This is a genomic window from Thioclava sp. FR2 (assembly GCF_051200875.1).
Lineage (GTDB): Bacteria > Pseudomonadota > Alphaproteobacteria > Rhodobacterales > Rhodobacteraceae > Pseudotabrizicola.
This window is the reverse complement of sequence record NZ_CP195191.1, coordinates 1,173,653-1,196,602: the sequence shown is the minus strand read 5'-3', so window position 1 is coordinate 1,196,602 and position 22,950 is coordinate 1,173,653. Positions and strand designations below refer to the sequence as shown.

General features: G+C 57.9%; 18 protein-coding genes and 3 tRNA genes. 12 read left to right on the top strand and 9 right to left on the bottom strand.

Translation table 11 applies throughout. The annotated features are described in order from the left end of the window. Positions 1-29: 29 nt before the first annotated feature. The 6 genes from ACSBLW_RS05695 to ACSBLW_RS05670 all read right to left on the bottom strand — a co-directional run bounded on the left by ACSBLW_RS05695 (position 30) and on the right by ACSBLW_RS05670 (position 5,899). Entirely contained in the window at positions 30-875 is an 846-nt protein-coding gene (locus tag ACSBLW_RS05695) for an ABC transporter permease (protein WP_435259263.1), read from the bottom strand. Continuing rightward, positions 872-1,738 carry an ABC transporter permease gene (locus ACSBLW_RS05690; RefSeq protein ID WP_435259262.1) on the bottom strand — a complete coding sequence of 289 codons (867 nt, stop codon included), beginning with the start codon at positions 1,736-1,738 and terminating at the stop codon, positions 872-874. Before ACSBLW_RS05690 ends, ACSBLW_RS05695 begins: the two co-directional genes overlap by 4 nt. Then, the gene (locus ACSBLW_RS05685) at positions 1,735-2,067 is read right to left on the bottom strand and encodes a hypothetical protein (RefSeq protein WP_435259261.1); all 333 of its coding nucleotides are present in this window, start codon (positions 2,065-2,067) and stop codon (positions 1,735-1,737) included. Before ACSBLW_RS05685 ends, ACSBLW_RS05690 begins: the two co-directional genes overlap by 4 nt. Before the next feature lie 63 nt (positions 2,068-2,130). Next, positions 2,131-2,928 carry an ABC transporter ATP-binding protein gene (locus ACSBLW_RS05680; RefSeq protein WP_435259260.1) on the bottom strand — a complete coding sequence of 266 codons (798 nt, stop codon included), beginning with the start codon at positions 2,926-2,928 and terminating at the stop codon, positions 2,131-2,133. Positions 2,929-3,148: 220 nt separating this feature from the next. Then, entirely contained in the window at positions 3,149-4,603 is a 1,455-nt protein-coding gene (hydA, locus tag ACSBLW_RS05675) for a dihydropyrimidinase (protein ID WP_435259259.1), read from the bottom strand. A 45-nt stretch (positions 4,604-4,648) separates the two neighbouring features. Then, the gene (locus ACSBLW_RS05670; protein WP_435259258.1) at positions 4,649-5,899 is read right to left on the bottom strand and encodes a Zn-dependent hydrolase; all 1,251 of its coding nucleotides are present in this window, start codon (positions 5,897-5,899) and stop codon (positions 4,649-4,651) included. Positions 5,900-6,037: 138 nt separating this feature from the next. Here ACSBLW_RS05670 and ACSBLW_RS05665 point away from each other — a divergent pair, with 138 nt between their 5' ends. After that, positions 6,038-6,688: a TetR family transcriptional regulator C-terminal domain-containing protein gene (locus tag ACSBLW_RS05665; RefSeq protein ID WP_435259257.1), complete on the top strand. Its 651-nt coding sequence runs from the start codon at positions 6,038-6,040 to the stop codon at positions 6,686-6,688. A gap of 14 nt (positions 6,689-6,702) precedes the next feature. Beyond that, the gene (locus ACSBLW_RS05660; RefSeq protein WP_435259256.1) at positions 6,703-7,170 is read left to right on the top strand and encodes a heme-degrading domain-containing protein; all 468 of its coding nucleotides are present in this window, start codon (positions 6,703-6,705) and stop codon (positions 7,168-7,170) included. On the opposite strand, the gene epmA is transcribed toward ACSBLW_RS05660, so the two are convergent. Next, positions 7,167-8,207: an EF-P lysine aminoacylase EpmA gene (gene epmA / locus ACSBLW_RS05655; protein WP_435259255.1), complete on the bottom strand. Its 1,041-nt coding sequence runs from the start codon at positions 8,205-8,207 to the stop codon at positions 7,167-7,169. The two genes, ACSBLW_RS05660 and epmA, sit on opposite strands and share 4 nt — an antisense overlap. A 119-nt stretch (positions 8,208-8,326) precedes the next feature. On the opposite strand from epmA, the gene efp reads away from it, so the two are divergent. The 7 genes from efp to ACSBLW_RS05620 all read left to right on the top strand — a co-directional run bounded on the left by efp (position 8,327) and on the right by ACSBLW_RS05620 (position 15,390). Next, the gene (gene efp / locus ACSBLW_RS05650) at positions 8,327-8,896 is read left to right on the top strand and encodes an elongation factor P (RefSeq protein WP_435259254.1); all 570 of its coding nucleotides are present in this window, start codon (positions 8,327-8,329) and stop codon (positions 8,894-8,896) included. 79 nt (positions 8,897-8,975) lie between these two features. Then, complete coding sequence (gene tgt / locus ACSBLW_RS05645) at positions 8,976-10,106, top strand: tRNA guanosine(34) transglycosylase Tgt (protein WP_435259253.1); 1,131 nt, start codon at positions 8,976-8,978, stop codon at positions 10,104-10,106. Between the two features lie 282 nt (positions 10,107-10,388). Continuing rightward, positions 10,389-12,794, top strand: a complete 2,406-nt coding sequence (gene lon, locus ACSBLW_RS05640; protein WP_435259252.1) for an endopeptidase La — start codon at positions 10,389-10,391, stop codon at positions 12,792-12,794. A 200-nt stretch (positions 12,795-12,994) separates the two neighbouring features. Continuing rightward, positions 12,995-13,417: an HU family DNA-binding protein gene (locus tag ACSBLW_RS05635; protein ID WP_435259251.1), complete on the top strand. Its 423-nt coding sequence runs from the start codon at positions 12,995-12,997 to the stop codon at positions 13,415-13,417. A 13-nt stretch (positions 13,418-13,430) separates the two neighbouring features. Then, a tRNA-Val gene (locus tag ACSBLW_RS05630) sits at positions 13,431-13,505 on the top strand. 102 nt (positions 13,506-13,607) lie between these two features. Next, positions 13,608-13,683: transfer RNA gene (locus ACSBLW_RS05625), tRNA-Val, on the top strand. 150 nt (positions 13,684-13,833) lie between these two features. Further along, entirely contained in the window at positions 13,834-15,390 is a 1,557-nt protein-coding gene (locus ACSBLW_RS05620; RefSeq protein ID WP_435259250.1) for a calcium-binding protein, read from the top strand. Between the two features lie 28 nt (positions 15,391-15,418). Here ACSBLW_RS05620 and ACSBLW_RS05615 read toward each other — a convergent pair whose 3' ends face one another. Together ACSBLW_RS05615 and ACSBLW_RS05610 are read right to left on the bottom strand one after the other, a co-directional pair. Then, positions 15,419-15,901 (bottom strand): disulfide bond formation protein B, encoded by a 483-nt coding sequence (locus ACSBLW_RS05615; RefSeq protein ID WP_435260050.1) that lies wholly within the window; start codon positions 15,899-15,901, stop codon positions 15,419-15,421. A 5-nt stretch (positions 15,902-15,906) separates the two neighbouring features. Beyond that, positions 15,907-16,488 (bottom strand): YqaA family protein, encoded by a 582-nt coding sequence (locus ACSBLW_RS05610; RefSeq protein ID WP_435259249.1) that lies wholly within the window; start codon positions 16,486-16,488, stop codon positions 15,907-15,909. Between the two features lie 127 nt (positions 16,489-16,615). Between ACSBLW_RS05610 and ypfJ the strand changes: the two genes are divergently transcribed. From ypfJ to ACSBLW_RS05595, 3 genes are all read left to right on the top strand, one after another. Continuing rightward, positions 16,616-17,461: a KPN_02809 family neutral zinc metallopeptidase gene (ypfJ, locus tag ACSBLW_RS05605; protein WP_435259248.1), complete on the top strand. Its 846-nt coding sequence runs from the start codon at positions 16,616-16,618 to the stop codon at positions 17,459-17,461. A 56-nt stretch (positions 17,462-17,517) separates the two neighbouring features. Next, a tRNA-Leu gene (locus ACSBLW_RS05600) sits at positions 17,518-17,601 on the top strand. A 763-nt stretch (positions 17,602-18,364) separates the two neighbouring features. Further along, positions 18,365-22,786, top strand: a complete 4,422-nt coding sequence (locus ACSBLW_RS05595) for a Hint domain-containing protein (RefSeq protein WP_435259247.1) — start codon at positions 18,365-18,367, stop codon at positions 22,784-22,786. Positions 22,787-22,950 lie beyond the last annotated feature (164 nt).

Below are 22,950 nucleotides of genomic sequence, written 5' to 3'. Positions count from 1 at the left end.
GTTGTCGCCCCAATCTCGCGGGGGGCGGTTTAGCCGCGTTGCGACGGGTGCCAAAAGGTCACCCGCTTTTCGATCAAAGAGATAAGTCCATAGAACAGGGAACCCGACAGGGCCGCCACCACAATCTCGGCCCAAACCATGTCCAGACCCAGCCTGCCCACCTCGGTCGAGATGCGAAAGCCCATACCCACGATGGGGCTGCCGAAAAATTCAGCAACGATGGCGCCGATCAGGGCAAGGGTCGAGGTGATTTTCAGCCCGTTGAACACGAAAGGCATCGCCGCAGGCAGGCGCAGCATCATCAGCGTTTGCCAATAGCTGGCGGAATAGGTGGCCATCAGGTCGCGCTGCATCCGGTCGGTTTCATTCAACCCGGCGACGATGTTCACCAACATCGGAAAGAACACCATCACCACCACGACCGCGGCCTTGGATTGCCAGTCAAAGCCGAACCACATCACCAGAATGGGCGCCAAACCCACAATCGGCAGGGCCGCGACGAAATTGCCAATCGGCAGCAACCCCCGCTGCAAGAACGGCGAGCGGTCAATGGCGATGGCCGTGGCAAAGGCCGCCGTCACCCCGATCAAGAAGCCCGAAAGCGCGCCCTTGATGACGGTCTGAACAAAGTCAGCCCAAAGCGTGCCCAAAGACCCCATGAATTTGGCCGCAATCGCCGTGGGGGCGGGCAAAATGACAGGAGAGATACCAAAGCCCCGTACCCATCCCTCCCACAAGACCAGAATGGTAAAGCCAAAGAGGGCTGCCACAAAGGCGCGGCCGGTCCGCGACCGGCTCAGCGGCCCTGCCGCAACACGCGCGTTCAACCACCAGGCAAAAACCCAAAACGCCACTGCGGCCAGAAAAACGCTCATGCCCGCACCCCCATTCGCGCATTGGCAATCCGTTCTATCAGGCCAACCCCAAGGATCAGTATCCCGGCCAAAAGCGCCGCTGCAAACAACGCCGCCCACATGATCAACGGCTCACCAAACTGCGACCCGATCAGCATGCGCGCGCCCAGCCCCTCGATCGCGCCCGTGGGCAATTCGCCAACAATCGTGCCGATCAATGCTGCCGCAACGGCCACTTTCAGCGAGGCAAAGAAATAGGGCATCGAGGCGGGCAGGCGCAGTTTCCAGAAAGTCTGGCTGTCGCTGGCGCCATAGGTTTTCAGCAGGTCCAACTGCATTTGGTCTGGGCTTCGTAACCCCTTGATCATGCTGACCAGCACGGGGAAGAACGACAGATAGGCCGAGATGATGGCCTTTGGCACCTCGCGGCTTTCAATGCCCAACTGGTTTGACAGGGTCAGGATCATCGGCGCAAGCGCCACGATGGGAATGGTCTGGCTTATGATGGCCCAAGGCATCACCGACAAGTCCATCACCCGAAACCGTACGATGGATATGGCCAGCGCCGTGCCCAAAACAATGCCAAGCGCAAAGCCCAGCATCGTGCCGCGGAAGGTGATCAGCCCATGATAGACGAGGCTGCGTTTCGAGGTGACCTTTTGCCCCGCAATCCCCTTCCACAACTCGGCCCCCACCTGATGCGGCGGCGGCAACAGGGGGCGGTCCTGAGACATCGTCTTCGGGATCACTTCGGCCCATGTGATCTCCGTCTTCGCCCGTTGGGCCTGGTCGAATTCCCAGGTGGAATTCATCCAGACGCTGGCGGCATACCAGATCGCCATCAGCACGATCAGAACAGACAGAACGGGCAGGGCGCGCTTCATGCTCCCGCCCCCTTTGGCCAAGCGATCAGCGCGACCGCGATCACGCCCAGCCCAACGCCCGCCCATTGCATGGCGCTCAGCCTTTCGCCAAAGACGACCACGGCCAGAATGGAAATCGCCACCATCTGAAAGATGACAGACATCGCGATGGCCACGCCCAAGCCTTCACCGCGCATCACCTGCACCATCAGCGTATTGCCGATGCAGAACAGAACCAGCGCCCCGGCCAAAAGGCCATACCCGCCCGACGTCACATGGAGTTTCAGAACGGAATTGGCGGCCATGAACACCACGGTCGAGGCCGTCAGCCACAGGAAGGTCTGGCTCATGGCGCATCCCTCCTGTCTGTACGGGGGGTGTACAGGGGGTGTACAGAAGGTGGCAGGGCAAAATCAGTCATCGACATGCCCCGCCCGCAGACCTTCCCGCACCCTATGGGCTATCTCTATGAATTCGCGGCTGTCCCGAATGTCCAAGGGGCGTTCCTTTGGCAGCGGGCTTTCGATCACATCGGTAATCCGCCCCGGACGCGGGCTCATAACCACGATCTTGGTCGACAAATACACCGCCTCGGGGATGGAATGTGTAACAAAACCAATGGTCTTTCCGGTCCGCGCCCAAAGTTTCAGCACCTCCTCGTTCAGGTGGTCCCGCACGATTTCGTCCAGCGCGCCAAAGGGTTCGTCCATCAGCAGGATATCGGCATCGAAGGCCAAGGCGCGGGCGATACTGGCCCGTTGCTGCATGCCCCCCGAAAGCTGCCACGGGAACTTCTTGCCAAAGCCCGAAAGCTCCACCAGATCCAGAACCCGCTCCACACGCGCCTCTTGGTCGGCATTGGAAAATCCCATGATTTCAAGGGGTAACTTGATGTTTCCGGCAATCGTGCGCCACGGATAAAGACCCGCCGCCTGAAACACATATCCATAGGCGCGCTTCTTGCGGGCCTCATCTGGCGACAGTCCGTTGACCGTCAATGTCCCGCCCGTGGGATGCTCCAGCGCGGCGATGCAGCGCAGAAAAGTCGTTTTTCCGCAACCACTTGGCCCGATGAAGGAAACGAAATCCCCTTTCTCGATGGTCAGGTTTACGTCCTTCAACGCATGGACCGGGCCATCTGCGGTCTGAAAGGTCAGGTTCAGCCCCTTCGCCTCAATCACCGGACGGCCCAGATTTGTCGTGTCCTTCATGCCGTCATGCCCCTGTTACCAAGGTCTGCGATACCTACGCCCACAGGCCGAGGGAGGCACCGCCCATGTATCCGATCGTTCCGACGCAATTTGTCCCGCAAGGGATTCCCCTTTTTCTTCAATTCTTTATGCCCCCTCGGCCTGTCTTCGTCCCCGCGACCTTGCATCTGCTTCCCGACGCTGACCCCGAGGACGATCCCTGCGACGGGCAAGAGAAGTCCTAGACCCCCGTCGCCGGAATACCCGACCGCTGAACGGGCCGCGGGGCCGTAATATCCTTCCACTGGCTCAAGGCCCTGTTCACCGCAGGGCGCGCCTCACGGCCCACGAATTGCCCGTGGCCCTCTTCGGTTTTTACCGCACCATCATCAACGGCCACCTTGCCTCGGGTCAGAACGAACCGCGGCAGACCCTTCACCTTTTTGCCCTCGAACACATTGTAATCAATGCTAGATTGCTGCGTCTTGGCGCTGATCACCTTTTCCTTTTCCGGGTCCAGCACCACGATATCGGCATCCGCCCCCACCAGAATCGCGCCCTTCTTCGGATAGCAGTTCAGGATTTTGGCAATATTGGTGCTGGTCACCGCCACAAACTCATTCGGCGTGAGGCGCCCGGTGCCAACCCCTTCGGTCCAAAGCATCGGCAAACGATCCTCTAGCCCGCCGGTGCCATTCGGAATCTTCGAAAAATCGTTTATTCCGAACCGCTTTTGCTCGGTTGTGAAGGCACAATGGTCAGTTGCCACACAGGACAGCGAACCTGACATCAGACCCGCCCAAAGGCTGTCCTGATGCTTTTGATTACGGAACGGAGGCGACATCACCCGTCGCGCCGCATGGTCCCAGTCGGGGTGGAAATATTCGCTCTCATCCAGCGTCAAGTGCTGGATCAACGGCTCGCCCCAGACCCGCTTGCCCTGCTGACGTGCCCGGCGAATGGCTTCATGGGCATCTTCGCAAGACACGTGCACCACATACAGCGGCACCCCCGCCATGTCGGCAATCATGATCGCGCGGTTGGTGGCCTCGCCTTCTACCTGAGGAGGCCGCGAATAGGCATGCGCCTCCGGCCCGCGGTTACCTTCGGCCAAAAGCTTCGCCGTCAACTCGGCAACAATATCGCCATTCTCGGCATGCACCATGGCCAGACCGCCCACATCGCCCACGCGCCGAAAAGAGGCGAACAACTCGTCGTCATTCACCATCAACGCGCCCTTATAGGCCATGAAATGCTTGAAACTGGTGATCCCCGCCTTGGCGCTCTCGGCGATCCCGTCCCAGACCTTTTCCCCCCACCACGTCACCGCCATGTGATAGGAATAATCACAATTCGCCCGGCCCGATTTGTTATGCCACGCCTTCGCGGCATCCATCAAATCCTGCCCCTGTCCCGGCAGGATAAAATCGACCACCATTGTGGTCCCCCCCGACAGTGCCGCTCGCGTCCCGCTTTCAAAATCGTCCGAGGAATAAGTGCCCATGAATGGCATCTCCAGATGCGTATGCGGATCAATCCCGCCCGGCATCACATGGCAGCCGGTGGCATCAAGCACCTTGTCGCCTTTCAGCCCTTGGCCAATCTCGACAATGACACCGCCCTCAACCTTTACATCAGCCGCATAGGACAGGTCCGCTGTCACCACTGTCCCGCCCTTGATCACCGTCGATGCCATCACCTACTCCCTGTCATTTTCTGTCTTTAAATATCCCGGGGGTCCTCACGCAACCACCTCTGCCACCTCAAGGCAGGCATGCAGCAGAACGTCCGTTCCTGCCGCAGCCCATTCCGGGGAAATCTCTTCGGTCTCATTATGCGAAAGCCCGTCCACGCAGGGGCACATGATCATCACGGTCGGATAAAGCTTGTTGATCCAGCAGGCGTCATGGCCTGCGCCTGACACGATATCCATGTGCGAATATTTCAGCTTTTCAGCGGCTTGCCGGACGATCTTCACTAGCCCCGGATCAAAGGTCACGGGATCGAAATGCCCCACAGCCTCGATCTCGCAGCCCAAGCCCAACTCCTTGGCCACCGCATGGGCCGCGCGTTCCACCTCGGCGCGCATCGCATCCAGCTTGCCCTGTTCCGGGCTGCGGATATCCACGGTGAAGACCACCTTGCCGGGGATCACATTGCGTGAATTCGGAAAGACCTTGACCTGACCCACGGCGCCCACGGCATTCGGCTGATGGCTCATCGCGATCTGGTGCACACGTTCAGTAATCCGCGCCATTCCCAGCCCCGCATTGACCCGCATGTTCATCGGAGTTGATCCGGTATGGGCGTCCTTGCCGGTCAGCGTGATCTCCAGCCACCAGAGACCCTGCCCATGGGTCACAACGCCAATCTCTTTACCCTCGGCCTCAAGGATCGGGCCTTGTTCGATATGCAGCTCCAGCATCGCATGCATCTTGCGCGCGCCAACCGTTTCGTCGCCCACCCAGCCGATCCGCTTCAATTCGTCGCCGAATTTCAGTCCGTCCATGTCAGTGCGGCCGTAGGCGTAATCCTGCGAATGAATGCCCGCGAACACACCGCTGGCCAGCATGGCAGGGGCGAAGCGGGCACCTTCCTCATTCGTCCAATTGGTCACGACGATCGGGTGCTTGGTCTTCACCCCCATATCGTTCATCGTCCGCACCACTTCCAAAGCACCCAATACGCCAAGGACGCCATCGTATTTCCCGCCCGTGGGCTGGGTGTCCAGATGGCTGCCCATATAGACGGGCAGGGCGTCCGGGTCGGTGCCGGGGCGGGTCATGAACATATTGCCCATTGTGTCGACACCCATCGTCATTCCGGCCGCTTCACACCAAGACTTGAACAGATGGCGGCCTTCGCTATCTGCATCGGTCAAGGTCTGGCGGTTGCAGCCGCCTGCAATGCCCGGCCCGATCTTAGCCATCTCCATCAGGCTGTCCCACAGCCGTGCAGAATTGATGCGGAGGTTTTCTCCGGGTGCTGGCATCAGCTGGCTCTCCCTGTGTTCTGGGGCATCTTTTGCACCCCTTTCCGTCGGCCTTGCGCCGACTCGATTTCTGACCGTATGGTCAAGTTACAGCGCAACACAACCTGACCAACCGGTCAACAAGTTTTCACAGGTCTGATGAACGAGAACGCCCAAGTTTCACGCATATCAAAGGGCAAACGCACCGAAATTCGGCGCGAAAATGAGCGTATGATCTTGGAAGCCGCCGAAAAGGTCTTTGCCGAGGCGGGCTTTGGTGGCGCGACCATGCAACTGATCGCCGATATGGCAGGTCTGCCAAAGGCGAACCTGCACTACTACTTTGCCACGAAAGAGGACCTGTACCGTCAGGTTGTTAGCAATATTTTTGAAATCTGGCTTCATGCGGCCGACACTTTTGACACAGCCGCAGATCCGGCCGAAGGGATCGGGGCTTATATCGACGCCAAGCTAGAGATTTCGCGTCACCACCCTTTTGGATCCAAGGTCTGGGCCAGTGAGGTCATGCACGGCGCGCCGGTCATTCAGGACTATCTGGAGACCACGCTGCGCGAATGGACCGAGGGACGTATCAACGCGATCCAGCGTTGGGTGGATGACGGCAAGATGGCCCCCGTGAACCCGCGCCATCTGCTTTACATGATCTGGGCCACGACCCAGCATTATGCCGATTTCGGTCATCAGATCGAAACCCTGAACGCCGGAAAGCCCCTTAGCGACAAGCAATGGCGCGAAGTGAAGGACAGCGTTAAAACCATCATTCTGCGCGGCATTGGGGCCATAACGTAAGTCAGAGGGAAATCATGGGGCAGGGACCAGACAGCGCGTCATTGATGGCCGAGGCGGCGGAGCTGGTCTTTCCCCGGTTTGACGAAACCACGGCCTATCTGCTGGGCACGGCGGTTGTTGAAATGGCCATCGACGCGGGCTTGCCCGTCGTGGCAGATATCCGCAATGCGAACCGGATGTTTTTCCACGCGGCTTTGCCGGGATCGGCGGCGCTGAACGACAAATGGGTTCAGCGAAAGTCGGCAACCTGCCTTCTCTTTCAAGAGGCATCGCTTCTTGTAGGCACGCGGAACCGCGAAAAGGGCGAGAGCCTCGCGAAACACGGGCTGTCCGGCGAGGATTATGCAGATCACGGCGGCGCGGTTCCGATATCTGTGGCGGGCGTTGGGATGGTCGCCTGCCTGACCGTTTCTGGACTGCCGCAGGTCGAAGATCACCGTCTGGCCGTGCGCGCCCTCCGTGCTGTGCTGGAAAGGCTCTAAGCGACGGGCGTCCAGATCACATCGTCGATGCGCGGCGCACCCGTCGCCAGCATAACCAGACGATCAAAACCAAGGGCAATGCCGCTTGCTGGCGGCATATGGGCGAGGGCTGCCAGAAAATCCTCATCCACGGGATAGCGCTCGCCATAAACCCGCTGCTTTTCATCCATCTCTGAGGCAAAGCGACGACGTTGTTCTTCAGGGTTCGTCAATTCGCCAAAGCCATTGGCGAGTTCCACGCCGCAGGCATAAAGCTCGAACCTCTCGGCCACACGCGGATCATCGGGGCAGGGGCGGGCAAGTGCTGCCTCGGCCACAGGATAGCGGTCCAGCACCGTGGGCCGACCATGGCCCAGATGCGGTTCCACCTTTTCCACCAGAATGCGGCTGAGCATGTCTGACCAAGTATCATCTGACGCATGGCGAATGCCCTGCGCCTGCATCTGCGCGGCCAGCTTGACCCCATCGGGCACGCCATTCGCGCCAAGGGTCGCCAAAAGATCAATCCCGGCATAACGCTGAAACGCTTCGGCCACCGAAAGCCGATCTGGTTCGGCAAAGGGATCACAAACCGCCTCGCGGAACCGGAATTCCTTGGCACCCGCTGCTTTTGCAGCCAGCTGCAAGAAGGCCGCGCAGTCCGTCATCAGTTCGGTGTAATCTTCGCCCACGCGATACCATTCCAGCATGGTGAATTCCGGGCTGTGCAACGCACCGCGCTCGCGGTTGCGCCAGACATGCGCAAAGGCGTGAATGCGCACCTCCCCCGCAGCCAGCAGCTTTTTCATCGCAAACTCTGGGCTTGTATGCAGATACATCGTCCGCGGCTGCCCATCATTGCCGATCGCGGTCGTTGCAAAGCCGTGCAAATGCGCCTCATTGCCAGGGCTGATCTGCAAGGCCGCCGGGTCTACCTCGGTAAAGTCACGCTCGGCCAGCCATGTACGAATGGCCGCCTGTATCCGCCCCCGTGCCATCAAAACAGGGCGGCGATCAGCGTGGCGGGCGGCGGACCAGAACGGGGTATCGGTCGACATTTGCAGGGCCTTTGACAGTGAGCGGTGCAATAGGGGTGGAAATTCGCGCGCGGATCGGTTAGGCGCGGGGCCAATGGGGCGGCGCTTAGGCTGCCTTTCCAATAACTGCAAGGTCAACAATGGTCAAAGTCATCGCCTCCTCGCTGCGCAAGGGCAATGTCGTCGAAATGGACGGCCGCCTTTATGCCGTGCTCACCGCCCAGAACATCCACCCCGGCAAGGGCACTCCTGTGACCCAAGTCGACATGCGTCGCATCGTCGATGGCGTGAAGGTGTCGGAACGCTGGCGGACCACCGAACAGGTGGAAAAGGCCAACGTTGACGAACGCGCCTACAACTACCTTTACGCCGATGGCGAAGGCTACCACTTCATGGAGCCGGAAACCTACGAGCAGCTGGCCGTTTCCGAAGACGTGATCGGCGACGGCAAGGTCTACCTTCAGGAAGGCATGACTTGCTGGCTCAAGACGCATGAAGGCGTTCCGCTGGCCATCGAATTCCCGCAAAAGATCACCGTGGAAATCACCGAGACCGAGCCGGTCGTCAAAGGCCAGACCGCTTCGTCTTCCTACAAGCCCGCCATGACGGATTCGGGCCTGCGCGTGATGGTGCCGCCGCATATCGGGCCGGGCACCCGCATCGTGATCAACACGGAAGACAACTCTTACGTTGAACGCGCCAAGGACTGATCCTTTCGCGAACGAAATTGGGGCAGGGGGTGGCATCACGCCGCCCCCTGTTCGTTTGAGAGACAGGCAGGAACGGGCAATGGCACAGGGTTTCGGGTTTGAACTGAAAGCAGTCGATGGCAAGGCGCGCACGGGGGTGATCCACACCACGCGCGGCGACATTCGCACGCCTGCCTTCATGCCCGTTGGCACTGCCGCCACCGTCAAGGCGATGATGCCTGAAAGCGTCCGCGCGACAGGCGCCGACATTTTGCTGGGCAACACCTATCACCTGATGCTGCGCCCCACGGCGGAGCGCATCGCCAATCTGGGTGGCCTGCACAAATTCATGAACTGGGACCGCCCGATCCTGACCGATTCCGGCGGCTTTCAGGTCATGTCCTTGGCGTCATTGCGCAAGCTCACCGAAGAGGGCGTGCGGTTTTCCAGCCATATTGACGGTTCCAAACACATGCTGACCCCGGAACGCAGCATGGAGATTCAAAAGCTCCTCGGCTCAGACATCGTCATGTGCTTTGACGAATGCCCCGCGCTGCCCGCCGATGAAAAGACCCTCGCCACCTCCATGCGCCTGTCGATGCGCTGGGCGCAACGCTCGCGCGATGCCTTTGGCGACCGTCCGGGCCATGCCCTGTTCGGCATCATGCAAGGCGGCGATAACCGTGATTTGCGAGAGGAATCGGCGGGTGCCTTGGTCGATATCGGCTTTGATGGCTATGCCGTGGGCGGCCTTGCGGTGGGCGAGGGGCAAGAGATCATGTTCTCCGTCCTCGACTATGCCCCGGATTTCCTGCCGCAGGACAAGCCGCGCTACCTGATGGGCGTGGGCAAGCCAGATGACATTGTCGGCGCAGTTCAGCGCGGGATTGATATGATGGACTGCGTTCTGCCCAGCCGATCAGGCCGCACCGGTCAGGCCTGGACCCGCCGTGGTCAGGTCAACATCAAGAACGCCCGCCATCAGGACGACCCGCGCCCCTTGGACGAAAACTGCACCTGTCCCGCCTGCCGGAATTACTCGCGTGCCTATCTGCACCACGTCTTCCGCGCCCAGGAAATGATCTCAGGCATGCTGCTGACATGGCACAACCTGCATTACTATCAGGAACTGATGCAGGGCCTTCGCGACGCGATTGCGGGGTCTCAGCTTGATGCCTTCGTGAACGATTTCCACGCGAAACGCGCCGAAGGTGATATAGAACCGCTCTGATCGCCGCTGCCTCTTTTGCCGAGGGGGCGAAATTTTTGGGCAAAGCCTCCCCAATGGCTGTTCTCTGCCCCTGTGGGCGTGGCTTAAATCTTCATGCGCCCTTGCAGCTGCCTGCGGGGAAGGTCACAATCACATGATGACGGTGGTAGGTCGCTCCGGCATGATCATGGCACTGGTTGACTTGCCCCAGATGCCCCCCCAGATATAGGGGGCGAACAGGGGAAAGCCGAGTTGCTGCCGATGATCGGGGCCGTGGCTTTCCTGCCGAGAAAGGATACGCAAATGAGCGAACAGCTTGCCCCCAGCTACCCCGTATTGCCGCTGCGCGATATCGTGGTCTTCCCGCACATGATCGTGCCGCTGTTTGTCGGTCGCGAAAAATCCGTGCGGGCGCTGGAAGAGGTGATGCAGGACGATAAACAGATCCTGCTCTCCAGCCAGATCGATCCCTCGGTCGACGACCCCGGAAGCGACGGTATCTACCGCGTGGGCGTTCTGGCCAACGTGCTGCAATTGCTGAAACTTCCCGATGGCACAGTCAAGGTGCTGGTCGAAGGTAAGACCCGCGTCAAGATCACTGAATTCATCGACAACCCGGCCTTTTTCGAGGCCAGCGCCACTGTGTTAACGGAAACCTTGGGCGACAAGACCGCCATCGACGCCATGCTGCGCGCCGTGGCCGATGAGTTCGAGAAATACGCCAAGATCAAGAAGAACATTCCTGAAGAGGCGCTGTCGGCCGTGGCCGAAGCGCGTGAACCTGCACGTCTGGCTGACCTCGTCTCGGGTCACCTTGGCATAGAAGTGGGCCAGAAGCAGGGTCTTCTGGAAACGCTGGATGTCTCGGAACGTCTGGAAAAGGTCTATGGCCACATGCAGGGCGAGATGAGCGTCCTTCAGGTGGAAAAGAAGATCAAAAGCCGCGTCAAATCCCAGATGGAGAAGACGCAGCGCGAATATTACCTGAACGAACAGATGAAGGCGATCCAGCGCGAGCTGGGCGACGGCGAGGAAGGCCAGAACGAGGTCACCGAGCTGGAAGAGCGCATCGCCAATACCAAGCTCTCGAAAGAGGCCCGCGAAAAGGCCGATGCGGAAGTCAAGAAACTGAAATCCATGAGCCCGATGAGCGCCGAGGCGACCGTCGTGCGCAATTATCTGGATTGGCTGCTGGGCGTTCCGTGGGGCGTGAAATCGAAGGTAAAGAAGGACCTTGGCCGCGCGCTGACCATTCTGGATGCCGATCACCACGGCCTTGAAAAGGTCAAGGAACGGATTGTCGAATACCTTGCAGTGCAGGCCCGCTCGGCCAAGCTAAAGGGCCCGATCATGTGCCTCGTCGGCCCTCCAGGCGTGGGTAAGACATCGCTGGGTCGGTCGGTCGCAAAGGCCACGGGGCGCGAATTCATCCGCATCTCGCTGGGTGGCGTGCGAGACGAATCTGAAATCCGTGGCCACCGTCGGACCTATATCGGCTCGATGCCTGGCAAAATCATCCAGTCATTGAAAAAGGCGAAAACCACCAACCCTCTGATATTGCTCGATGAAATCGACAAGATGGGGCAGGATTTCCGCGGCGATCCGGCATCGGCCCTTCTTGAGGTGCTTGACCCGGAACAGAACGGCACTTTCGTCGATCACTATCTGGAGGTGGAATATGACCTCTCGAACGTGATGTTCCTGACCACGGCCAACAGCTACAACATGCCGGGCCCGCTGATGGACCGGATGGAGATCATTCCGCTGGCTGGCTATACCGAGGATGAAAAGCGCGAAATCGCGAAAAAGCACCTGCTGCCAAAGCAGGTTGAGGCGAACGGTCTGAAAAAGGGCGAATTCACCGTATCGGACGAGGCGCTGACCCATGTCATCCGCTACTACACCCGCGAAGCAGGTGTGCGGAACCTTGAGCGCGAAATCGCGAAAATCGCTCGTAAGGCCGTGACCGACATCTTGAAGGGCAAGACCAAGTCCGTCTCGGTCGACCCGGAAAAGGTCGAGGAATATCTGGGCGTTCAACGTCACCGCTATGGTCTGGCCGAAAAGGAAGATCAGGTGGGCGTCGTCACCGGGCTCGCCTGGACCAGCGTGGGCGGCGATCTCTTGCACATCGAAGCGTTGAAGCTTCCGGGCAAGGGCCGCATGAAGACCACAGGCAAGCTGGGCGAGGTGATGAAGGAATCCATCGACGCTGCTTCCAGCTATGTTCGGTCCATCAGCCCTCAGCTCGGGGTGAAACCGCCAAAGTTTGAAACGCTGGACATCCACGTCCACGTTCCAGACGGCGCAACACCCAAGGATGGCCCATCGGCAGGTCTTGCCATGGTTACGGCGATCGTTTCGGTCCTGACGGGCATTCCGGTTCGCAAAGACATTGCCATGACGGGGGAAGTGACCCTGCGCGGTAATGCCACTGCGATCGGCGGCCTGAAGGAAAAGCTGCTGGCTGCGCTGCGCGGTGGGATCAAGACTGTTCTGATCCCGCAGGAAAACGAAAAGGATCTGGCCGAGATCCCGGACAACGTGAAAGAAGGTCTGACGATCATACCCGTCACCCATGTCCGTGAAGTGCTGGAACATGCTCTGGTGCGAAAGCCCGAGCCTGTTGAATGGGATGAGGCTGCTGAAGAAGCTGCGGCCGCTGCACGCAAAGGCGGTGGCGAGGCGGCAAGTCTCGTCGCACATTAAGGTTCTGGGGTCTGAAATTCTTGGAAAGGCGCGCTACGGGCGCGCCTTTTCCATATCCAAGGGCAGGTCTCCCTATACGAAATTGTTGTCGCAAACGTAACAAATGGCGGCTCAACCCCCTGCTTTTTCATGGTATTGTCTCTGTCCAAGCGATAATCTTTTTGGAAAGCGTAACAGGCGCTGTTGTGAGGGAGTGTTTCATGTCGTCGAAATCTGCTGCAAAATCTGGCCCAAAGGGTATTCCTGCGCCAAAGCAGCGCGCTGTTCCGGAAAAGGCCGCTGAGGTGGTCAAGGCCGATGCATCTGAAGAAGAAGGCACAGCCGCGGAAGAAGGCGGAAAAGCGGGCGCTCTTAAGCTGCGCGAACTCATCACGCGCGTGGTAGATGCGACAGGGGCAAAGAAGAAGGACGCCAAGACAGTCGTCGAGGCAACGCTGGAACAATTGGGTGCAGCGTTGGTCAAGGGCGAAGAGTTGAATCTGCCGGGCGTTGGTCGTGTGCGTATCGCGCGGTCGATGGATAAGAACGGGCTTTCGTTGATGACTCTGAAGGTTCGCGGTGCGGGCGCCGCCAAGAAAAAAGAGCCGAAAGAGGCTCTTGCAGAGGCGGAAGAAGCGGTCTAAGAGACCCGCCATCGGGCGATTAGCTCAGCGGTAGAGCGCTTCGTTCACATCGAAGATGTCAGCGGTTCAAATCCGTTATCGCCCACCATTATTCCAAAAAGACGCGCCCCAATTTTGGCGCGTCTTTTCTTTTTTGAATGTCGATCAGCCCTTGTGCGCTTCGCGACAAGCGGTTATCTGATGCGCCGTCGGGTCGTTAGCTCAGTTGGTAGAGCGCCTCGTTTACACCGAGGATGTCGGGAGTTCGAGTCTCTCACGACCCACCATTTTCCTTGGAATGATCAGGTAATCGTCAAGTTCGGCCCTCTTGGGACCGGGATTGAAAGGTGTCCAATACAGCCTTTCCAAGAATTTTATGGACACAACGGATAATCAGGCACAACCTACCCGGATTGAACTCTTTGGGGGAGGACAAGATGCCGGGCCTCATTACCGGTACTGATCAGAATGATCACCTTATTGGCACTGAATTTTCAGACCAGATTTTTGCTCTTGGCGGCGATGATACTGTCCGAGGTTTGGGCGACGATGACCAGATCTATGGCGGCGCAGGAGATGACGCGCTGTTTGGCGGTGCCGGAAATGATGACGTTTATGGTGGAGACGGATTTGATTACTTCTTTTACGAAGGCGGCATGGACCACCTATATGGCGGAGCCGACGATGACTACTTTGCCCTAACGACTGTCCAGTCGGGATTGGTCGTAGATGGTGGGGCTGGGCTGACATACGTCGATCTTTCGCTCTACGGACTCAGTGCGCCAGGAACGAAACTGAATGTCGAATTGCGGGAGCAGACGAACAACACGCTTTCCCTGATTGTGAATGGAGAAACCGCGGTTGTCTTAGGCGAGGATTTTGTCGTCTATATCTCCACAGGCGGTGGGGACGATACAGTCGTCGGCGCGAGCACAGGCGAATATATCTTCGTCGGCAATGGCGATGACTCTGTGTCGTCGAACGGTGGTGATGACGTCATCGACCTAGGCGCAGGAGACGACCACGCCAATTCAGGGGATGGCGATGATCTTATCTTCGTGAACGGTTTGACAAGCGGCGACCATATCGACGGCGGCTTAGGCTTTGATGCCATGCACATTTCCTTTTATGGCATGTCTGATGTGAGTGTTGACCTGCGAGAGAATGCCGACGGTACGATCTTGATGAGGGTAAACCACCAGACATTGGATGTGCAGGGCATCGAGCAAGTACACTCTGTCGAATTTTTCGGTGGTCGAAACAGCTTTCGGGGAACCAACCAGCAGGAAAATGTCTATGGCGGCAGCGGCGATGACCGAATTGACACTGCAGGCGGCGATGACTTTATTTCCACAGGTTTCGGCGACGACCAAGTCAATGCCGGGTCCGGCGACGATTATGTCTATGTGGTGGGTCCCTCGCAGTCTGACACGATCGATGGTGGCGATGGTGAGGACACTGTCTATCTCGATTTCAGCGCGAATGCAGGTCCTGTCGCCATTCGTGTCGATACGTCCCGCCACAACCCGATGGCGATAACTTTGGATGGCAGTAGGCTCAACATCACCAACTTCGAAGTCATCGAGATCGCGGGCAGTCGGGGCGATGACTCGATCAGAGGAGGGGATGGGGACGACCGGATCGAAGGCTATTTGGGCGATGATATCCTGCTCGGATACGCTGGCGCGGATGTTCTGAGTGGGTCGCTTGGCGATGATACGATTGCCGGAGGGGCCGGTCGTGATACGCTCTCTGGTGGTGAAGGGGCAGATGATTTTGTCTTTGCCCGTAAAGGCGGTCGCGACACGATTGTTGATTTCGAAGTGGGGGTAGATCACATCGTGATCTCGGCTGGCAGCCGTGTCTCGAGCTTCGATGATCTTCAGATCAGCCAGCACGGGGACGACGTCTGGATCAATATGAGAGGGACATCCATCGTTCTTCTGGGAGTCGAGGCGAATGATCTGAGCGCGGACAATTTCATCTTCGGCTGACCTGCAGGTCAGCCGATGCTCCGCAATTTCAGTTCGTCTTCAATGCCCGCAGCTTTGTGAATGTCATTGCCCAGATGGCCGCAAAGCCAAGAGATGCGATCACATTCCATCCGGCCATCGAGATTCCGAACATCGACCAGGCGATCTCATCGCACCGAATAGGGGCCGCCACATTCGCGTTGGGGTTCAGCAAATCATCAACACTGATCCCGGAAATGGACCCGCCAGAGCACGAGGTCAGACCCTCCCACCAGCCCTGTTCGACCCCAACGTGGAAGACACCAATACCCGCCGTGGTCAACGCAGCCAAAGCCCCCAGAACCGCAAGCCAGCGAATGGGCTTCCACATCAAGGCAACAATCATGATCACGATCGCTGCCGCATGAGGCCAGCGTTGCCAAAGACACAGCGTGCAGGGGGCAAGCCCGCCGATGTATTGGAAGGCAAAGGCTCCGCCCAGCAGGGCTACAGACCCAAGCCCGGCAAGGGCGACAAGGAGACGTGGCGTAATCTGGTTCATCCGAAGGCCTTCAACAATAGGAAGCCGCCCAAAAGCAGCCCCATGAAGATTGTGAACATCAGTCCCAGCCGACGTTCGATGAAATCGCGGATCGGCTGGCCAAACTTCCAAAGCAAAGCTGCCACGATGAAGAAGCGCAGCCCCCGGGCAATGATCGACGCAACGGTGAAGACAACAAGGTTCAGACCCGTGCTGCCGGACAGGATCGTCACGACCTTATAGGGGAAGGGCGTCACCCCGGCGATCAGCACCGCCCAAGCACCCCAATCGTTATAGGCTTGGCTGAAGACCTCAAAGTTGTCGGTCTTGCCGTAGAATTCCAGCACAGGCAGGCCAACCTGCTCGAACAGCACTGCACCGATCCAATACCCGAACATTCCTCCAATCACCGAACTGATCGTCGCTACAGCCGCGATCAGAAAGGCGCGATGCGGTGCGGCAAGGATCATCGGGATCATCAGAATGTCGGGTGGGATTGGGAAGAACGAGCTTTCGACAAAGGATACCACGGCGAGTGCCAAAAGCGCGCGCGGATGTTCGGCCAGCCGGATCGTCCAATCGTAAAGCGAACGGATCATTTCCGACCCTCCTGTTCTAAGTAGATGTGGTCTTGCATCATGTGGCAATGTCAAGGTCAAGGACGCTGGCGGAACCAAGGGCGCTAAAGTAGGTTAAAGAAACTGTGATTGCTTTTTGGGGGTAGTGATGGATTGGCGTGGACGTCGGGGCAGTCGGAATATCGAAGACAGGCGTGGCCAAACTTCTCGCGGTGGCGCGGCTGTCGGCGGGGTAGGGATGGTCGCTCTCCTGATCATCGGATATTTCCTTGGCATAGACGTAACTCCCTTGTTGCAGGATGGCGGCATTTCGCAGCCTGTCGAGTCGCGGGAAATTACAGAGGCTGATCGGGCTGCTGGCGAGTTCGTTTCTGTTACCTTGGCCGATACCGAAGAAATCTGGGCGGATGTGTTCCGCGAGCAGGTTGGGCGAGCCTACCAGCCAGCAAAGCTGGTCCTATTCACCGGGGCCACCCAAAGCCCTTGCGGCGGTGCAAGCGGGGCCACCGGGCCGTTCTACTGCCCGACAGACAAGAAGGCTTATCTGGATACCGATTTCTTCGTGACGCTCGAAAAGCGATTGGGTGCCAAGGGCGATTTTGCCGCCGCCTATGTAGTCGCCCATGAAATTGCGCATCACGTGCAGAACGAGTTGGGAATTTTGAGTAAGGCCAATCAGATTCGCTCCCAAGTCAGCGAAGCGGAAAGCAACGCGATTTCGGTTCGCATCGAGCTGCAGGCGGATTGCCTTTCGGGGATCTGGGCGCGCAGAGCCGCGCAGGCCTTTGGGTCAATCGACCGGGGCGATATCGAAGAGGCGGTGAATGCCGCCCGGCAAATCGGCGACGATACGTTGCAGAGGGCGTCTGGACAACGCCCCATGCCACATACCTTCACGCACGGCACCTCGGAACAGCGCGCGCGGTGGTTTGTGACCGGTCTTGGATCCGGCCAATTGAGCGATTGTGATACCTTTTCGACGGACGACCTCTAAAGCAGTGCTGAGAGCAGTTGACGCGCCCGCGCCCTGCGGCTAAACCGCCGGCGTGGGCCCAAGTGGCGGAATGGTAGACGCAGCGGATTCAAAATCCGCCGCCGCAAGGCATGTCGGTTCGAGTCCGACCTTGGGTACCAAAGCCCCGTAAATGGTTGTGATAAGTGGCGAATCAATGGCGCAGGGATTGCCCTTTGATTCGAACTGGGGCCCGTCACCACCGCCATCTTTCGACAAAACGGCATAATTCCCGCGATTGGTTCCGATATCGGAACGGAACGTGACGAGATTCCAGTCGTTTCAGTTCAAAGATTAGAAGCTGAGTTAACGCGCGGCTACAGCCGAGGATTGTTTCCAAATCTTGCATTTTTAAAACGCCGAAGTTGATTCAGATTTCATCTCAGATGCCATTTCATCCGTTCTTTTCGTATGAAATGTTGGTGATTTCAGCCGAAATGCCTGTTTCAAATGCGCTGACAATTGACCTCGGCCTTGCAACCTTGCGGTGTCAAGAACTAGTCAAAAGTGAGGCATACATACAAATGGATGCCAGATTGTAGCCGTTTTTTACTTCCTATCAGCCTTAAGGACAGGTAAATATCCAATTGTCTTACTGGGTGAGACATTTGGCCGTGGGGGCGGTCGTCTTGTGACAGTGTGCTGCCAAGCACCAAGATAGGGATAGCTAAGTAGCCCATTCTTTTGGGTGGTATAGCCTTGTGCTTAGCCGGTTTATTTTACCGGACAGCTTTTCTTTGTCTTTCAAGCGGCAGGCCGTGCGGCGCGAAGCTTCCGGTCCCCGAGATCACCGGAAATCAGTGCCGAAACTTGTGCCCATGTCGGGCGCGAAGTGGTCTTTATGAGAAGCGGTAACCGCCTCTCAGCTGCTATGAGGAACTGAAGATGCCGGTGTTCGCACTCTATAATCTGAATGACACGACGTCAGAAGCTCTCGACAGTGCGACTGGAGACGGTGCGCAGAACGGATTTTATTTTAACGGAGCTGTTTCAAACGGTGATCAGGCCGTGCTTGACGGCATCGACGACATTGTAAAGATCGCCTCTTCGCCAGTGTTTCAGCTTAATACGGGTACATTGGAAATCCAGTTTACAGTCGATCCGACCCGCAACGTCAGCGATACTGAAACGGTCTTGTCACGTGATAGTTCGGGGACCACAGCAGGTGGTTACCAGATCGAGACATTGCCCGATGGCGTGGTGCAGATTACGCATGAGACGCCAACAGGATCTGAAACATTCGCTACTCCGACTGGCTTTTACGCGCCGGGAGATGAACTGAAGGTCACCTATTCCTGGGATTTCGGTGGCGACGGTGGCTATCTCCAGATTGAAAACCTGACCACGGGCGCGCTTTACGAAGATGACGTGCCGAACACCTTGACCATGGACATGGGTGCGATCAACCAGAACTGGGTGATCGGGGCAGGACAGGACCAGTCGCCTGCCGGATCGCTTGCGAATATGGACGACCATTTCAAAGGCTTGGTCGAGTATCTCTCTATTTCCGATACGGTCGACAACCCACCTCCTCCGCCAGCCGGTGATGGTCTGGTTGAGGGTACCTCTGGCGATGACCTGATTGATCTGGCCTACACCGGCGACCCGGAAGGCGACATGATCGACAATCTGGATGCCTTGTTGCCCGGCGAAGCGCCCCAGGACGACATCGTTTTGGCCGGGGCTGGGAATGACACTGTCTTTTCGCTGCTTGGCGATGACGAAATCACAGCCGCTGGCGGCGATGATGTTGTTTATGCCGGCGTCGGCAATGACTTTGCGACCGGCGACACCGGCAATGACCTCATTTTCGGTGAGGATGGAAATGACTCTCTTTATGGCGGTCAGGACGACGACACTGTTTTCGGAGGAGAAAGCGATGACCTGCTTAATGGTGGTCTTGGCAATGACGTTATTGACGGCGGTGACGGGGATGATGTTGCCGAAGGCCTTGACGGTAACGACACGATAAACACCGGGGCTGGCAACGATCTGGTGACAGGTGGTGCTGGCAATGACTTCATTGACACGCGGGCGCCGGGGGCAACTCCCTCGCCGGATTTGGCTTTCCCTGGGCTTTACGGCGCTGATACGGACCCAGCTGATGATCAGGACACGGTTTCGGCAGGGGAAGGCAATGACACGATCTTCACTGGCGATGATCGCGATGTCATCGTTTCTGGTGGCGGCAATGACTTTGTTGAGTCGGGTGACGACAATGACAGCGTTCAGGGCAATGATGGCAATGACACCATCCAGGCCGGTGAGGGCAATGACACGGTTACGGGTGATCTGGGCGATGACGTCATCTATGGCGGCACACGTCTGGATGCCACAGACCCGACACACCTGACCGATGACGTCGATCCCGATACCGACAACAACCGTGACCTACTGGTCGGCGGCATGGGCAATGACTCGGTCTATGGTGGTGATGACGACGACACGCTGTCTGGCGGTCTGGGCGATGACGTTCTGGATGGCGGCATCGACGATGACATGATCACTGGCGACGCTGGCAACGATGCGATTATCGGTGGCCATGGTGCCGACAGTATGTATGGCGGCGGTGACAGGGATGTCTTTACCGCAGTGACCGCAGGCGATGTGGTCGAGGGCGGCGAAACCGGTGACGACTATGATACGCTTGATCTGCGTGGAGCAGGCCCGGTTCGGGTCACATTTGATCCGGCAAATGCCGAAAATGGTACAGTCGAATTCCTCGATGCTGGTGGTGCCGTTGTTGGCTCGATGACCTTCATCGAGATCGAAAACGTGATTGTTCCAACCGATGGCACGCCGACGGCGAACCCGGACACGTTGGTTACGGACGAAGACACCGATCCGACCATTGACGTTCTTGCCAATGACACCGATCCAGATGGTCAGCCCTTGGTCGTGACTTCTGCCACGGCCGAGCATGGGGAAGTGACACTCAACTCGGATGGCACGATCACCTATTCACCGTTCATGCATTATAACGGGCCGGACACCATCACTTACACCGTGACGGATCCGGACGGGAACACCTCGACCACCACGGTTGCAGTGACCGTTAACCCGGTGAATGACGCGCCTGAGGCAATTGACGACGCTGCTTCGACACCGATTGATACGATGGTGACGATTGACGTCCTGTCCAACGATCTTGACGTAGACGGCGACACGCTGACGTTGGACGGAACGCCAACATCGCCGGACGGAACGGTGACGGTCAATCCGGATGGCACGATCAACTTCACGCCAAATCCCGGCTTTGTCGGAACTGCTGTCGTCACCTACACCGTGACCGATGGCACGGTTTCTGACGTTGGTCAGGTTGTTGTTACGGTTGGCGGGACGGGCCGTGATGGTGTTGTCAGTGGTACCGCCGGTGACGATCTAATCGACGCTACCTATGTCGACCCGACAGATGGCGACATGGTTGACGCTGGTGATGCAATCCTTCCGGGTCATAGCCCGGATGCAGACAGCATCGTTGCTGGCGACGGCAACGACACCATCCTTGCGGGTGCTGACGATGACACCATTCACGCCGGTTCTGGCGATGATGAGGTCTTTGGCGGTGACGGTTCGGAAAGCGTTCATGGCGGCGAAGGTAACGACACCATTCTGACGGGCGATGGCCAGGACATCGTGTTTGGCGAAGACGGAGACGACTTCATCGACACGCGTGGACCAAACCCGCTGCCCGATATTGATTATCCGGGCCTTTACGGTGCCGATACTGATCCGACGAACGACCTTGATACCGTCTATGGTGGCGACGGGAACGACACCGTCTTTACGGGTGACGATGCGGACCGCGTTTTTGGCCGCAACGGCAACGACTATATCGACGGCGGTTTCGATGACGACTCGCTCTATGGCAATTCGGGCTTCGACACGATCATCGGTTCGGAAGGCAACGACTACATTGACGGTGGTCGCGGCAATGACCTGATCTTCGGTGGCCTTGATCTGTCCTTCCCGGATATCATCAACATCCCGAACGACGGTGGCGACCTGCGTCCCATGAACAATGCCGACAGCATCGTTGGTGGGTTCGGGAACGACACCATCTATGGCATGGACGATGATGATACCATCAGCGGTGATCAGGGCGACGACCTGATCTATGGCGGTGTCGATAATGACGAGATCATTGGCGGCGACGGGTCCGATACGGCTTATGGTGGCACTGGCAATGACTCGGTCCAAGGCAACGGCGGCAATGACGAGCTGCATGGCGACGCCGGCGACGACACCTTGGATGGCGGGTTGGGCAACGACACCATCACCGGTGACGAAGGCAGCGATACGTTAATTGGTGCGGATGGCGACGACAATTTGTCTGGTGGGGTCGGCAACGACTCTCTTGATGGTGGCGTCAACAACGACACGCTGTCGGGCGGCGAGGGTGCTGACACTCTGATGGGTGATTGGGGCCGCGACCTGCTGGACGCTGGCACCGGCAGTGCACCGGATGGCGAAGTTGATGTCGTCTATGGCGGACAGGATGAAGATACGATCGTCGGCGCAGGTGCGGGCGACTTGGTCTATGGTGGCGGCAACGGCGAAGCCTCTGACCAAGACGTGCTGGATCTGCGGAATTCGGGCCCGCACCGGATCACTAACCTTGTGACCGACTCTGACGGCAATGGTTTTGACGGTACGGTGGAATTCCTTGACGCTGGCGGAAACGTCATCGGCACATCGACCTTCACCAACATCGAAAACATCGTCTGCTTCACTCCGGGCACGATGATCGCCACGCCGCGCGGCGAAGTGGCTGTCGAGAACCTGCGTGTCGGTGACAAGGTGATTACCCGCGATAACGGCATTCAGGAAATCCGTTGGGCCGGGGCACGCCAGATGGGATGGCACGATTTCGCCGCCAACCCGCATCTGCGTCCTGTGCTCGTCAAGGCCGGCAGCCTTGGCAACGGTTTGCCCGAGCGCGACATGATGCTGTCACCGAACCACCGCTTGCTGGTCGCCAATGACAGGACTGCGCTGTACTTCGACGAACACGAAGTGCTGGTTGCAGCCAAGCATCTTATTGGCGGCACGGGCGTGCATCAGGTGGACTCGGTCGGAACGACCTATATCCACTTCATGTTCGATCAGCACGAAGTTGTGCTTTCGAATGGTGCCTGGACCGAAAGCTTCCAGCCCGGCGATTACTCGCTGAAGGGGCTTGGCAACTCTCAGCGGAACGAGATTTTTGAACTCTTCCCCGAGTTGAAGACCGAGGTTGGTTTGGAGGCTTTTCAAGCCGCACGCAAGACGCTGAAGCGCCACGAGGCAAGACTTCTCGTCCGATAACAATGAGTTATGCAGCGGGGTTAAATCCAAACGGGTTTGATCCGAAGGCGAAGGGGTCCTCTGGGGCCCCTTCGTTTTTTGTCAGAATTATGACTTCGAAGAAAGTTTGAACAAAATTGGCCTTGCCATTGCCACAATTCTCCGCAGGTCGGCCAAACTTAAGT